Source organism: Paenibacillus sp. URB8-2 (genome assembly GCF_013393385.1).
Taxonomy (GTDB): domain Bacteria; phylum Bacillota; class Bacilli; order Paenibacillales; family Paenibacillaceae; genus Paenibacillus_AQ.
The window spans coordinates 3,975,502-3,989,798 of the sequence record NZ_AP023239.1 but is presented as its reverse complement, the minus strand read 5'-3'; the positions used below and the strand labels follow the sequence as shown (position 1 = coordinate 3,989,798).

The window sequence follows — 14,297 nt, the reverse complement described above, 5'->3', positions numbered from 1 at the left end:
CCGTGCTTTTGGCCTATCCTTATTAGAACGATAGCCCAAGCCTCACATGAAGAACGCCGTCCTTGCTGTCCACTTCGGTGGCGTGAAGGAAAGAGACGATCTTGGATGGATAGAAACCGAGGTCGAATTCCTCCTCCAGCGATGCGCGTGTCGTATCCGGCAGCTCCAGGCCGTTGAAAACGATGCTGTCCACATGAAACATCAGTCCGTTGACCGGTTCCTCCTGTATCGTGTAATGACCCTGCAGACGAAGCGATAAGTCCCCATCCTTGCCGGCGGCGGTTACCGAACCGTTATTGAACGTAAAGGCGAAATTGTTGAACAGTTTGTTCTGCGAATGCAAAAATGCGTTCAGATCCTCTTCTTTCAAATTCAAATCGTAAGTCATCCCCCGGCGTGTCAGAACACCGTCACGGCTCTCGACGTACTCCGGCAGATGATCCATCGCCGAAGACAGCGCTTTGAAATAGGTCTTGACTTCATGCATCCCGATGTTTTGCCAGTATGCCGTAAACTCCTCCAGCAGCGCCGTCATATTCTGCGGATCGCCGCTGCTCTGAATGCCGTCTTCAATATCTTTATGCAAAGCCTCGATTCGCAGTTTCTGTTCCTCCAAAGCACTCTTTAGCTCTGCCAGTTCCTTCGAAGAACGCTCCGCCGCAGCCAGCGTGGTCTGCATGCCTTTATATTGCTGCTCATACTCCGCCAGGATTTCCTTGTCGCGTCCCATTATCATTTCGTAGTAATCGAGCAAAATAAACCATTTGCTTAAGGTTTTTGCCGACAGTAAGGCCGTAATCAGAGGGTCCCTGTCCCCCGTATAGTAAGCGCGCACAACGGCGCCTGCCCGCTTTTCTTTTTCCGCGATATCCTTCTTCTTCTCAGCAGCCTGCCGTGTCAATGCCGTAGTGGTTTGCTCAAGTAGGCTTTGCTCAGTTCCGATGCGTTCGATTTCCTTTTGTATTTCAGCTGCGGACAGTGTTTGCTGCATGAGCCTGCGGGTCTCGGCATTATCCGGAAAAGACGATATGGAAGAAGGGGAGGAAACGGAAGGAGCGGGGGCCAGCCCGCTTGGTTGCGGATCGGCGGACAGATACGGTGCCGGCGGGATCAGCAGCAGCGAACAGAAGAGCGGTATAGCCAGGGCGGCAGCCAGTCGTTTGGGGGAGAGCACCGTTTCACCTCCTTGCAAGATTTAAACGTTTATGTAGGTATGATATGTTTGACCCTGTAAAAATATCATACCCCTTTTCAGGGCTTCGGCCTATATCACGGGACACAAAATAACCCCACATCGCGTGGGGCTTCGACATACTAAGTTGTCTGAGATGTACCGCGGGGGATTTTCGGCTTACAAGGGAAGGCCCATCTCGAAGATCGTCCAATAGCTGAAACCTGTAAAAGTAACGATCATATAACCCCAAAACAGAAGGATATACGTTCTTTCGGTGAATTTCATATACCCTAGGATAACGAAAAATGCGGTCTGCAAAAAGAACAGCAAAGCCATCTCGACCATTTTTCCAGCAAAGGCCATCAGGCCGATTACCAGCGTAAAGAATCCCAGAACCCGAAACATCCGAGCCACGTTACCATCCCCTCCTTAGGTTAGAACGAACGGAATACCTCTAATCCATTATACCCGGCGAATAAAATAGTGTAAACGAATTCAACAAAAAAGAGGCCGTTTTCACTGGAAATGTGACCTGTGTTATTGACAGGAAAAAGGGCGCTGTGGAGCGATAATTTCCCGTTCTGCGTATGAGCGGAAGTCAAAATGGAAATACAAATGAGTATCAAATAGATTCTATGAACTCTATGAGAGGCATAGGAATGAAGTAAGCAGCTTTTATCCCCATTCACTTGCCGGTGGCACCGCCGGTTACGAAGATGGTTATTTCAAGATGTTACTAGGAGGTTTGGCTCTATGACAGCCATTAGACAAGATGCCTGGAGCGAGGAAGACGATCTCATTCTGGCGGAGGTTACACTGCGCCATATCCGGGAAGGAAGCACGCAGCTGGCTGCTTTTGAAGAAGTGGGCGAGAAAATCGGCAGGACATCGGCAGCCTGCGGATTTCGCTGGAACAGCTGTGTGCGCAAAAGCTACGAGGAAGCGATTTCCATTGCGAAAGGTCAGCGTCAGAAAAGGAGCTATCTGAAAAAACAAAACTCGTCCAGAGGGGCGCAGGTAGCCGGTTTCATCATCGCTGACGGCGAAGACGATTACGGAAGTGAAGAGGCCCAGAACTCCCTCTCCATCGACGCTGTCATCCGGTTCTTAAGGCAGTGGAAAGGCACTTACCAGGAAGCCGGCCGTCAGTTGAAAATGCTGGAGAGGGATCTTCGTGATAAGGAAGAGGAACTGGCTGAGCTGAGAGCGGAAAATGAGAGATTGTCCAAAGAAGTCAATACGGCCCAAAGCGATTACCGTGTAGTTAACGACGATTACAAGGCGCTGATTCAGATCATGGACCGTGCCCGCAGACTGGCCTTTTTAAGCGAAGAAGAAGAGGAAATCAAGAACCGGTTCAAGATGGACGCCAACGGAAATCTGGAACGGATCGAATGAAGTCTCGCAAGTTTGAATAAATCCCGCTATTGGCATGAAGAATGCCGTGATGGCGGGATTTTCCTTTTGTCATCGGCGCGGTATACTAGACCAGTAACCCCGCAAAGCTGACCTTGGCTTCTAAGCATGCTAAGATGCTTCGCGGGGACCTCTGAAATTAATAATCTAAAGATTAACGGGCGGTGACTGGCGCGGTGAAAATTGATATTATCGGAGCGGGCTCGCTCGGGCTTTTGCTGGCAGGGAAGCTCATCTGTTCCGGAACAAGCATCCGGCTGTGGTGCAGAAGCGATGAGCAGTGCGCGGCGCTTTCAGAATCCGGCTTGACGATAAGCCATATTGACGGAAGGCAGCCGATCATCATTCCGGGAAGCGAGTTCGAAGCGGTGCCTATACGCGAATTTTCGCAGCGCTATCCGGAAACGCCCGGAGATTGGCTCGTGCTCACTGTTAAACAGGGGGTGCTGCACCGTATATTGCCGGAGCTTCTTGGACCTCTTCGGGAGACCGAATTGAATCTTTTATGCTTGCAGAACGGCTGGGGGCATATGGAACTACTGCAGAAGCTGCTGCCTGCGGCTTCTTTATATGCCGCCGTTACGACGGAGGGAGCAAAGCGGGAGTCTCCGGTCCGGGTCGTTCATGCCGGGGCCGGGCAGACGTCCATCGGCTTGTGGGGCGGAGGCGAGACCGTTCGAAACAATGGGGCTGTCCGGTTGGCGGATACGTTTATTTCAGCAGGATTTTCCGTTCTTCTGTCGAATGAAGTGAATACCATGATTTTCCGGAAGCTTGTAATCAATGCGGTAATCAATCCCCTGACCGCCATATGGCGTATTCCGAACGGTGAGCTGCTGCGTACAGATCTGCGCGTGCGAATGATGAGAGAGCTGTACGAGGAAGCGGCCGCCGTCTACGATGCCTGCGGAATTTCCCATGAAGACAGCCTGTGGGACGACATATTGGAGGTATGCCGGGCGACATCAGGCAATCATTCGTCCATGCTGGCGGATGTTCAGTCTTCAAGGGAGACGGAAATCCGCTGGATTAACGGCAGTTTGGTGGCGATGGCGGAACAGGCGGGCGTGGATGTCGCGGCGCACCGATGGGTGATCCGGATGGTAGAGGGCATGTTTGTAAAGGAGAGGTGAAGCCGATTGGAATGGCTCCGCAATTCGCTGATCGTATTAAGCGTTATGCCTGTACTGCCTTTTTTGCTTGTCTATTATATCTCTGTTGCTCTGGGGCGGGGCAAGAAACCGGCACTTCAGCTGGCTATGGACGTGACGACCGTCTTTCTTCTTTTTTCCGTTTCGGCGCTGTTTAACAACCTTTTTCAAAATGGCTTCGGATTCTATCTGATTCTCCTGCTGGTGCTGATTTCGGCCGGACTGATTGGCGGCGCACAGAATCGCATCAAGGGGAGGGTGGATGGAAAAAGACTGCTGCGGGCGGTCTGGAGGCTCGGCTTTTTGGTAATGGGGACTGGCTATGTGATCTTCATGGTCTTTGGGATGATCAAGTATATCTTGCGGGTTATGTAATGTAATGTAATCTAACATAAAAGGAGATCGGTTGTCACATAACGTTAAAAAATTTAAAAAAAATCATATTCGGAGGACATTCCTCTAGATTTTTTTGACCACTGGTTGTATAATCATAAACCATATACCACATTCTATTTAGGGGGAACTGCTAGATGAAGAAGAGTAAAAGTCTTTTGCTCCTGTTCGCACTCGTTTTAGTTATCGGAACTGTGCTTGCAGGATGCGGCGGTGGCAATAATGCTGCCACGAACACAGGCAACACTGCGGGCAACACAGGCAACACTCCGGCAGCTACTGACGGTAGCGCATCGGGCGAGAAACTTGCCGCCGATCAAACGCTTAAAATCAACCTGAGCGCTGAACCTCCGACATTCGATCCGGCTTTGGCGCAAGACAGCCAAGCCAACACGGTTCTGAAGACCATGTATGAAGGTTTGACCCGCATGAATGATGAAACCGGACAAGCTGAGCCGGCCATCGCTGAAAAATGGGATATTTCCGCTGACGGATTAGTATATACGTTCCACCTGCGCGACGCTAAATGGAGCAACGGCGACCCTGTAACTTCCGCCGACTTCGTTCGCGCTTGGAAACGGGTCCTTGACCCGGCCGCTGCCGAGCCGGCACCTTACGCTTACCAATTGTACTACCTCAAGAACGCTCAAGAATACTATGACAAGAAAATTACCGACTTCAACCAAGTAGGCGTTAAAGCGGTAGACGACAAAACGCTGGAAGTGACTCTGGCAGCGCCGACTCCTTACTTCCTGGGTCTGCTTTCCTTCTATACTTACTATCCGGTTCACAAATCGGTTGAAACCAACGCAAAATGGGCAACAAATAAAGATACTATGATCGTTGACGGTCCTTACACTCTGACTGAGTGGACAACAGGCCAATCCATCCAAGTATCCAAGAACGACAATTACTGGGATAAAGATTCCATCAAACTTAGCAAAATCGACTTCTCCCTTGTAAACAGCAGTGCTACCGAGCTTTCAGCTTACGAAAGCGGCCAGCTTGACCGCGCAGGCGGTCCTAACGGCGAAATTCCGACCGAGCAGCTGCCGATCGTACAGCAAAAATATCCGGATGAGTTCCAAAGAAAAGGTATTGCAAGTGTGTACTACTACGAGTTTAACGTAACCGAGAAACCTTTCAGCAACGTTAAAATCCGTAAGGCTCTTGCGATGACGATCGACCGTCAAACTCTGATCGACAAGGTTACGCTGGGCGGACAACTGCCTGCATTCGGCTATGTTCCTCCGGGCATTGCCGGCGCTGACGGCGAATACCGCACGGCTGTTAAAGACAGCTACTTTACTGAAGATGACGCACAGGCTAAGACACTGCTGGCTGAAGGTCTGGAAGAAGAAGGCCTTACCAAACTGCCTACGTTCACGCTGTCGTACAACACGAGTGAAGGCCACAAGAAGATTGCCCTGGCAATCGCTGATATGTGGAAGAACGCTCTGGGCATTGACGTGAAGCTGGAAAACCAAGAATGGGCCGTATTTATCGAAAACCGTCAACATCAGAACTTCCAGGTTGCCCGCGCAGGCTGGACAGCTGACTACAACGATCCTATGACCTTCCTTGACATGTGGGTAACCAAAGGCGGCAACAACGATACCGGCTATGCCAACCCAGAGTATGACAAGCTGATCGCTGATGCGAAAGCAACGGGTGATGCTGCGGTTCGTCAAGAGAAGTTCGCGGCTGCTGAGAAATTGATCATTCAGGACGACATGATCCTGATTCCGATTTATTACTATACTAACAACTCGTTGATCAAGCCTTACCTCAAAGGTGTAACGCTTGATTTCAGCGGCGCTGTTGACCTGACTCGCGCTTACCTGCTCGAGCACTAAGATTGAAGAATTGCCTTACGCTTCAGTAAGTATATTTAATTAAATGATTAAATATCTGAAGTAGATCTTGCACTTCGGGATATATATGTGGAATTCCATATATATCCCTTTTTTTTTGAAGTATAAGCTTTATAAGCTGCGCGTTTATCCTTTATCTTATATTTTTACGAGAAACGGATGCCGTCCCTGCAAAGAAGGCGCAGCCGTTTTTTCTTAAGATTAATGAATGTATAAGTTTTCAGCTAAGCTAATGAAGGATCCGACGACATCTCGAAAGGGCACCAATCGGTGCTTTTCTTATGTGTCAGTTGACTTGTGAATGTTATGGGTAATTTACAAATATAGAAAATGGACAAGTGGTTAATAATTGCATAAAATTATTATTAGGTGTGAAAAAATTGTCGAAGGAGGTGTTGACGGGCATGGTACGCTATGTTGCCAATAAGTTTTTCTATATGCTGGTTTCGCTATTTGTGCTGATCTCGGCCACGTTTTTCCTGATGAAAGCCATTCCGGGTGATCCGTTTACATCCGAGAAGAAAATTCCGGACGAAATCCGCCAGCGGCTGTATGAACAATACGGTCTGGACAAGCCCGTCTCCCAGCAGTATATCAAATATTTGGGTAACATCATTCAGGGTGATTTTGGGGTTTCCATGAAACGAATGAACCAAGACGTGTCGCACATTATCGGCCAGACATTCTCCGCTTCGCTCAAGCTTGGGCTTGTCGCCATTATCGTGTCGGTTATTGTCGGCATACTGCTCGGAATGCTTGCCGCGCTGTACCACCGGAAATTTATCGACACCGCGGCGATGGTTCTCGCAGTGCTCGGGATTGCGGTGCCAAGCTTTGTGCTTGCAACGGTGCTGCAGTATGTTTTTGCTTCCAAGCTGGGCTGGGTTGATGTTATGGGCTTTAATGATCCGCTGGATTATATTCTTCCGGTAGCGGCGCTGTCGGCCCAGCCGATTGCGTTCATCGCGAGGCTGACCCGTTCAAGCATGCTTGAAGTGCTGCATGCGGATTATATCAAGACGGCGAAGGCCAAGGGCCTTAGCTGGGGAGTCATCCTGTTCCGCCACGTTCTCCGCAACGGTATTATGCCGGTCGTTACTTATATGGGACCGATGACGGCCAACATTGTTACCGGGTCCGTCGTAATCGAGCAGATTTTCGGGATCGGAGGCATCGGCAAACAATTTGTCGAAGCGATCGGGGTCCGCGATTATCCGATTATTATGGGGATTACGATATTTTACGGACTTCTGTTGATGGTTGCGCGCTTTATTACGGACGTTGCGTATGTCTTCGTAGATCCGCGCATTAAACTGACCGGAGGAAAGGAGGGCTAAAGAGTGGCAACTGAACAACATAGGGTTCCGCAGGGCGTCAATCTGAAGCCCGAAGATTTCCGCAAGATCGGCGTGGACGAGAAGCAGGCGGAAGTCATTCAGCGCGAGAGCTTGTCAGCTTGGCAGGATGCCTGGCAGCGGCTGCGCCAGAACAAAATGGCAATGGCTTCGCTCGGACTGCTGGTATTGGTTATTATTGGCGCAATTATCGGACCGCATATTACCAAGTTCAATTATTATTCCAATGATTTGCTGAACACGAACCAGCCTCCAAACGGCGAGCATTGGTTCGGCACCGATGATCTGGGCCGCGATGTATTCGTCCGCACCTGGTACGGCGCTCGTATTTCCTTGATCGTAGGTCTGGCCGCAGCCTTGATCGACCTTCTGATCGGTGTAATTTACGGTGGAATTATGGGATTCTTCGGCGGTCGTACGGACAGCATCATGAACAAGATTTCCGAAGTTCTGTATTCCATTCCTTATCTGCTGACCGTTATCCTGCTGCTGGTCGTTCTGGAGCCAAGCCTTTGGACGATTATTCTGGCGCTGACGATTACGGGCTGGATTAACATGGCATGGATTGTGCGCGGTGAGATTATGCAGCTTAAGAACCGCGAGTTCGTGCTGGCTTCCCGCTCGATGGGCGCCGGTTCCAAGCGGTTGCTGTTCAAGCATTTGCTGCCGAACGCTGTTGGGCCTATCATTGTAACGGTTACCCTGTCCGTTCCGAACGCGATTTTTGCCGAAGCTTTCCTGAGCTTCCTCGGACTCGGTGTGCAGGCCCCTAAAGCCTCGCTCGGCTCGATGATCAGTGATGCGCTGACCGGCTGGCTGGCATTCCCGTGGCGCATGCTGTTCCCGGCAATTCTGATCAGTGTGACCATGCTGGCCTTTAATATTTTCGGCGACGGTCTTCGCGACGCCCTTGATCCTAAATTGAAGAAATAGGAGGTGAACGATAATGGACCCGATTTTACAGGTGAAAGATTTGCATGTTTCGTTTTTTGTAAAGGGCGGTGAAGTACAGGCTGTCCGCGGTATGAATTTCGAGATTGGCAAAGGGGAAACGGTAGCGATCGTCGGTGAGTCCGGCAGCGGAAAGAGCGTTACCGCCCAATCAATTATGCGGCTGATTCCTTCGCCGCCGTCCAAAGTGAAGAAGGGCGAAATTATTTTCCAGGGACAAGATCTTCTGAAGAAGAGCATGAAAGAAATGGAAGCTATTCGCGGCAAAGACATTGGCATGATATTTCAAGACCCGATGACCTCACTGAATCCTACGATTAAAGTAGGCAAGCAAATCACGGAAGTATTGATCAAACATCAGAAAATGTCAGCGGCCGAAGCTACCAAGCAAGGCATCGATATGTTGAAGCTTGTCGGCATCAAGAATGCCGAGGCCCGCTTTTATCAATATCCCCATGAATTTTCCGGCGGTATGCGCCAGCGTGTCATGATCGCGATTGCGCTTGCCTGCCGTCCGGCGCTGCTCATTGCGGACGAGCCGACAACGGCTCTCGACGTGACGATCCAGGCTCAGATCATGGACGTTATGAAGGATATGCAGCAAAAGCTCGGCACCTCCATTATTCTGATCACGCATGACCTCGGCGTTGTCGCAGGCATGTGCGACCGGGTTATCGTCATGTATGCGGGTGAAGTGGTAGAGACGGGTACAAGATGGGAAATCTTTAAAAATCCGCAGCATCCGTACACGAAGGGTCTTCTTCGTTCGATGCCGCGTCTGGATCAAAAGAAAGGCGAGCCTCTGATTCCGATCGTCGGCACGCCGCCCGATCTGATTAAACCGCCGATCGGCTGCCCGTTCACCGCGCGCTGCAGCGAAGCGATGGCGATCTGTGAAAGAATTGATCCGGACGCTACGGAATTCAGCGACACGCATTCCGCGCGCTGCTGGAATCTGCATGCGATGGCCAAGGAGGTGCAACGCTCTTGAGCAAGCAATTGATTGAGGTCGATGGCCTTAAGAAATATTTCAATGTAGGCAAAGGAAAAGTGCTCAAAGCGGTTGATAACATCAGCTTCTCGATTCGGGAAGGCGAGACACTGGGTATGGTTGGCGAGTCCGGCTGCGGCAAGACGACGGCAGGCCGTACGGTCCTGCGTTTGTACGAACCGACTGCAGGAAGCGTCAAGTTTAACGGCACGGATATTTACAATCTGTCTCCCGGCAAAATGAAAGCCATGCGCCGCGACATGCAGATGATTTTCCAGGACCCGTATGCGTCGCTCAACCCGCGCTTTACGGTACAGGACATCATCGGCGAAGCGCTGGACATTCATAACATGGCCGGAAGCCGCGCGGAACGGAAAAAACGGATCGAAGAGCTGCTCGACATGGTCGGCCTTAATCATGACCATGCGACCCGGTATCCGCATGAATTCTCCGGCGGCCAGCGCCAGCGGATCGGGATTGCCCGCGCCCTTGCGGTCAATCCGAAATTCATCGTCTGCGACGAGCCGATCTCGGCGCTTGACGTTTCGATCCAGGCCCAGGTCGTCAACCTTCTGAAAGAGCTTCAGAACCGTCTGGGTCTGACTTATCTGTTCATTGCGCATGATTTGTCCATGGTTAAGCATATCAGCGACCGTGTAGCAGTTATGTACTTGGGCAAAATGGTCGAGCTGGCTGAAAGTGAAGAGCTGTACGCCAACCCGCTTCATCCGTATACGAAAACGCTGCTGTCGGCCATTCCGATTCCCGATCCGGAAATCGAGGTCAACAAGAAGCGGCTGCATATGCATGACGAGCTTGCCAGCCCGATTTATGCGGCTGACGAGAAGACTAATGAAGAAGAGACGAAGCTGGTTGAGGTTTCGAAAGGCCACTGGGTAGCCAAGGCATTCGCTTAAATCTCCGTCCAGTTGAAGTCTCATGTTCAAAAGGTTAAAAGCATGAAAGCACCGGGGTTTCCGGCCGCTCTAAGGGAGCTGCCGGAAACCTTGTTTTTTTAAAATATAAGAATTCATAAACTGCACTTCTTATATTAATGAAGAAATTCGGGGACGAGCTTTGACGCGGCGTGCTCCTTTGGATACAATCATTTAAGAAGTTTGAGAACAGGAGGCTACATGAGATGAATGTTGTACCGGAGCCGCTGCCTGGCGGACCGGCGCTCGCCCGCGGGTTCATGGATAACGACGAGACGGCGGCGCATTTCTACGGCGGTCATTTTCATAAACCGCACAGCAAGCGGCAGCGAGCCGCCTGGCTGGATGAAAGCGCAAGCGCCCGGGCTGACCGCGGCAGGCTAACGGAAGTCCTGCGGGCCTATAACGCAAAATACAATAACCACGAAGCGGTAAGGCAATCGCTTGACCTGCTCGAACGGCCGGAGACGCTGGTCGTAGCCGGAGGGCAGCAAAGCGGCCTGTTTACGGGACCGCTGCTTGTCGTCTATAAAGCGGTCACGGCCATCCTTGCCGCAAAAGATGCGAGCCGGGAGCTGGACCGGCCGGTCGTGCCGCTGTTCTGGATTGCCGGAGAGGACCACGACTGGGACGAGGTCAATCATACGTATTTGCTGAACCGTTCGGTGGAAGTAACGAAGTTGAAAATCGAGGCTCCGGAAACGGGACGTTCCTCGGTCAGCCATATTGAAGTAGGGCAGGAGCATTGGGGACAGTCACTTCAACAGCTGGAAGAGCTGCTTCAAGAAAGTGAATTTAAGGCGGAAATGATGGAGCTTATACGGACCGCCGCCCGTAAGAGCAGCATGAGCGCTGCTTTTGCAGAAATCATGGGCTCGCTGTTCGGCAAATTCGGTCTTGTGCTGTTGGATTCGGCGGACCCGGCGCTGCGGCGGCTGGAACAGCCGTTCTTCCGCTCGCTGATCGAGAACAATGAGGTTCTCGAAGCCGCCTACCATAAGACGGCAGCCGATATTAAGGATGCGGGATTTCAGCTTCAGGCCGATGTGGCGGAGGGCGGAGCGAACCTTTTTTACATTCATGAAGGCGCGCGGCTGCTGCTGATCAAGAAGGACGGCGTATTCACGGACCGCAAGGGGACGGTATCTTTTTCCCGCGAAGAACTGCTGGACCTTCTGGACCGCCATCCCGAACGCTTCAGCAATAACGTGCTGACCCGTCCGCTTATGCAGGATTATCTTCTGCCTGTACTGGCAACCGTGCTGGGACAGGGCGAGATATCGTATTGGGGGATTACGGGCCGGGCTTTTGGTCAGATGGGACTGCGGATGCCGCTGATCATTCCCCGCATGTCTTTTACCATTATAGAAGGTACGCTGCACAAGCACTTGGAGAAGTACGGGCTGACTTTCGGCGATGTTCTGGAAGGCCTCGAAGAAAAGAAGCGCCGGTGGCTGGAGGCTCAGGATGAGCTGGAGCTTGGCAGGCGGTTTGAAGAGACCAAGGCTGCTTTTGCCGCCATGTACGATCCCCTTATCGAACAAATCGGCACGGTCCAGGCCGGTCTGATCAAGCTGGGTGGAAGCAACAAAGAGAAAATACTGGATCAGATTTCCTTTTTGCAAAGTAAAGTGGAAGATGCGATGGCCAAGCAGAGCGAAGCCGCGCTGCGGCAGTGGGAGCGGATTGAACGTTCGCTAATGCCTCTGGGCAGACTCCAGGAACGAGTTTATAATATCATGTATTATTTGAACCGGTACGGCCTTTCCTGGCTGGACGGATTGATGGAGATTCCAGCGGATTACAGCGGAACGCATCGCATTATATATATGTAAACGAAATAACAACATACGATAATCAGGAGGTTATTCAATGAGTTCTTTATCCCGGCAAAAAAGTATCGTAGCCGATATGTCGCTCGCTCCCGAGGGGCATCTCAAAATCGATTGGGTTCGCCAGCATATGCCCGTATTGAACCGTATCCGAGAGCAATTCGAAGCGGAGCAGCCGTTCAAAGGGCTGAAAGTATCGATTACGCTGCATTTGGAAGCGAAAACCGCTTATTTGGCCAAAGTCGTTCAGGCCGGCGGAGCGGAGGTTACGATTACCGGCTCGAATCCCCTTTCCACGCAGGACGATGTATGCGCCGCGTTGGTGGAAGACGGCATTACCGTATTTGCAAAGTATAATCCGACCCCCGAGGAATTTAAGGCGCTCAACATCAAGGCGCTGGAAAGCAAGCCTGATCTCATTATCGACGATGGCGGCGATTTTGCGACGCTGCTGCATTCCGAACGGCCCGACCTGATGGAGAACATCCGCGGCGGGGCGGAGGAGACGACTACCGGTATTATCCGGCTGAAGGCTCTGCAAAAACAAGGCATCCTGAAGTTCCCGATGGTTGCCGTCAACGATGCATACTGCAAGCATTTGTTCGATAACCGTTATGGAACCGGACAATCTGCCTGGGACGGCATCATCCGCACGACTAACCTGATGGTGGCGGGCAAAACGGTCGTTGTCGTCGGTTACGGCTGGTGCGGCAAGGGTGTGGCGATGCGGGCCAAAGGGCTCGGCGCCAACGTTGTCGTCACGGAAGTCGACGCGATCAAGGCGGTTGAGGCGCATATGGACGGTTTCCATGTCATGCCGATGGTGGAAGCAGCCAAGCTGGGCGATTTCTTTGTTACCGTAACGGGCAACCGTTACGTCATCCGCGGCGAGCATTTCGATGTGATGAAGGATGGAGCCATTATGTGCAACGCCGGCCATTTTGATGTGGAGGTTAACAAGCCGGAGCTTGCGGAAAGAGCGGCAGTGCAGCGTGTTGTCCGTAAAAACATCGAGGAGTATCAGCTGAAGGACGGTCGCAAGCTGTACCTGCTGGCCGAAGGGCGGCTCGTCAACCTGGGCGCGGCGGATGGCCATCCGGCCGAAATCATGGATATGACCTTTGCGCTTCAGGCGCTCTCGCTGAAATATGTGAATGACAGCTACCGCGAGATCGGCGTTAAAGTCGAAAATGTTCCTTACGAACTGGACGAGCAGGTGGCCCGCTACAAGCTGGAAAGCATGGGGCTTGGCATTGACTCCCTGACACCGGAACAGGTCGCTTATCTTGACAGCTGGAATCTGAACGATTAATTTGGGGCGAAAATAGTAGCTTTAACGAGCAACGGCACCTTGGCCAATCCTGCATTGGCGCGAGGTGCTTTTTTGCGGCCGGGTGGAGGTCTGGAAACTCGAAGAAGCCTTTATTTTTCCGGATTTTCGTGACAGTAAGCCTCTGACCGGTCTCTTCGACATAAAGCTCGATTCCATCATCTGCTTCGATAAATTTGCCCCTGTAACTCCTTCCTGAGCGGTGACCTGCGGTTTTTCGGCAGAGGTCTTTCATCCGGGTTCGATAGGGTATGCCCCGTTTGATGTCGCATGGCGCTTGCCAACGTATTTTCCGCCAAATATAGACATGCTGGAGGAGAGTTTGCCGCAGGAAGAAATTGCCTTTAAACGGAAAAAGGTTTTTGATTTTTGGCGACGAATCTATTATGCTTAAGTGGTGAAAAGTGGGGGGAAGTGGGGACCCGAGGGGATTAAGGAGTGGGCAGCCAATGTTTATGGGGGAATACCAGCATAGCATTGACGATAAAGGCCGTATCATTATACCGGCTAAATTTCGTGAACTGCTCGGAGCCTCTTTTGTGGCGACCCGCGGACTCGACTCCTGTCTTTTCGTTTATCCCATGGATGAATGGGGAATCATGGAACAAAAGCTGAAAAGTCTGCCGCTGATGAAGTCCGACGCCCGCGCGTTCAGCCGTTTCTTTTTCTCGGGAGCGACGGAATGCCAGTGGGACAAGCAGGGCAGGGTAACTCTGCCGGCCAATCTGCGAGAGTATGCGAAGCTGGACAAGGAATGTGTCATTCTGGGCGTATCGAACCGGGTGGAAATCTGGAACAAGGAGCTTTGGGAACAGTACTTCGGGCAGTCGGAGGCGTCGTTCAACGAAATCGCCGAGAAGCTGGTGGATTTCAACTTTGATTTATAATTATTTAC

At 51.5% G+C, this 14,297-nt stretch carries 13 protein-coding genes; 11 read left to right on the top strand and 2 right to left on the bottom strand.

The features are described from left to right. Positions 1-22: 22 nt before the first annotated feature. Both PUR_RS18500 and PUR_RS18495 read right to left on the bottom strand, forming a co-directional pair. A complete protein-coding gene (locus tag PUR_RS18500) occupies positions 23-1,174 on the bottom strand; it encodes a hypothetical protein (RefSeq protein WP_232101560.1) in 1,152 nt (383 codons plus the stop codon). Between the two features lie 177 nt (positions 1,175-1,351). Further along, positions 1,352-1,588, bottom strand: coding sequence for a DUF2626 family protein (locus PUR_RS18495; protein ID WP_124695688.1), 237 nt, complete (start codon positions 1,586-1,588; stop codon positions 1,352-1,354). A gap of 339 nt (positions 1,589-1,927) precedes the next feature. Here PUR_RS18495 and PUR_RS18490 point away from each other — a divergent pair, with 339 nt between their 5' ends. The 11 genes from PUR_RS18490 to mraZ all read left to right on the top strand — a co-directional run bounded on the left by PUR_RS18490 (position 1,928) and on the right by mraZ (position 14,289). Then, a complete protein-coding gene (locus PUR_RS18490; protein WP_179036516.1) occupies positions 1,928-2,572 on the top strand; it encodes an RsfA family transcriptional regulator in 645 nt (214 codons plus the stop codon). Positions 2,573-2,766: 194 nt separating this feature from the next. Continuing rightward, positions 2,767-3,723 (top strand): ketopantoate reductase family protein, encoded by a 957-nt coding sequence (locus PUR_RS18485; RefSeq protein WP_179036515.1) that lies wholly within the window; start codon positions 2,767-2,769, stop codon positions 3,721-3,723. A gap of 6 nt (positions 3,724-3,729) precedes the next feature. Further along, positions 3,730-4,116, top strand: a complete 387-nt coding sequence (locus PUR_RS18480; RefSeq protein WP_232101559.1) for a DUF3397 domain-containing protein — start codon at positions 3,730-3,732, stop codon at positions 4,114-4,116. 155 nt (positions 4,117-4,271) lie between these two features. Further along, the gene (locus PUR_RS18475; protein ID WP_179036514.1) at positions 4,272-5,990 is read left to right on the top strand and encodes a peptide ABC transporter substrate-binding protein; all 1,719 of its coding nucleotides are present in this window, start codon (positions 4,272-4,274) and stop codon (positions 5,988-5,990) included. Between the two features lie 422 nt (positions 5,991-6,412). Beyond that, complete coding sequence (locus PUR_RS18470; protein ID WP_179036513.1) at positions 6,413-7,345, top strand: ABC transporter permease; 933 nt, start codon at positions 6,413-6,415, stop codon at positions 7,343-7,345. 3 nt (positions 7,346-7,348) lie between these two features. After that, positions 7,349-8,296, top strand: coding sequence for an ABC transporter permease (locus PUR_RS18465; RefSeq protein ID WP_179036512.1), 948 nt, complete (start codon positions 7,349-7,351; stop codon positions 8,294-8,296). Between the two features lie 13 nt (positions 8,297-8,309). Next, positions 8,310-9,305, top strand: coding sequence for an ABC transporter ATP-binding protein (locus tag PUR_RS18460; protein ID WP_179036511.1), 996 nt, complete (start codon positions 8,310-8,312; stop codon positions 9,303-9,305). Continuing rightward, entirely contained in the window at positions 9,302-10,222 is a 921-nt protein-coding gene (locus PUR_RS18455) for an ABC transporter ATP-binding protein (RefSeq protein ID WP_179036510.1), read from the top strand. Before PUR_RS18460 ends, PUR_RS18455 begins: the two co-directional genes overlap by 4 nt. A 224-nt stretch (positions 10,223-10,446) precedes the next feature. Next, on the top strand, positions 10,447-12,075 hold the full coding sequence (gene bshC, locus PUR_RS18450) for a bacillithiol biosynthesis cysteine-adding enzyme BshC (protein WP_179036509.1): 1,629 nt from the start codon (positions 10,447-10,449) through the stop codon (positions 12,073-12,075). A gap of 37 nt (positions 12,076-12,112) precedes the next feature. Continuing rightward, positions 12,113-13,384 carry an adenosylhomocysteinase gene (locus PUR_RS18445; RefSeq protein WP_179036508.1) on the top strand — a complete coding sequence of 424 codons (1,272 nt, stop codon included), beginning with the start codon at positions 12,113-12,115 and terminating at the stop codon, positions 13,382-13,384. A gap of 467 nt (positions 13,385-13,851) precedes the next feature. Further along, positions 13,852-14,289 carry a division/cell wall cluster transcriptional repressor MraZ gene (gene mraZ / locus PUR_RS18440; protein ID WP_179036507.1) on the top strand — a complete coding sequence of 146 codons (438 nt, stop codon included), beginning with the start codon at positions 13,852-13,854 and terminating at the stop codon, positions 14,287-14,289. Positions 14,290-14,297: the final 8 nt, after the last annotated feature.

What these genes read in the sequence shown, in the direction of transcription:
- PUR_RS18490 (WP_179036516.1), top strand. Translation starts at nt 1,928, where the DNA reads ATGACAGCCATTAGACAAGATGCCTGGAGCGAGGAAGACGATCTCATT.
- PUR_RS18475 (WP_179036514.1), top strand. Translation starts at nt 4,272, where the DNA reads ATGAAGAAGAGTAAAAGTCTTTTGCTCCTGTTCGCACTCGTTTTAGTT.
- PUR_RS18470 (WP_179036513.1), top strand. Translation starts at nt 6,413, where the DNA reads ATGGTACGCTATGTTGCCAATAAGTTTTTCTATATGCTGGTTTCGCTA.
- PUR_RS18460 (WP_179036511.1), top strand. Translation starts at nt 8,310, where the DNA reads ATGGACCCGATTTTACAGGTGAAAGATTTGCATGTTTCGTTTTTTGTA.
- bshC (WP_179036509.1), top strand. Translation starts at nt 10,447, where the DNA reads ATGAATGTTGTACCGGAGCCGCTGCCTGGCGGACCGGCGCTCGCCCGC.
- PUR_RS18445 (WP_179036508.1), top strand. Translation starts at nt 12,113, where the DNA reads ATGAGTTCTTTATCCCGGCAAAAAAGTATCGTAGCCGATATGTCGCTC.
- mraZ (WP_179036507.1), top strand. Translation starts at nt 13,852, where the DNA reads ATGTTTATGGGGGAATACCAGCATAGCATTGACGATAAAGGCCGTATC.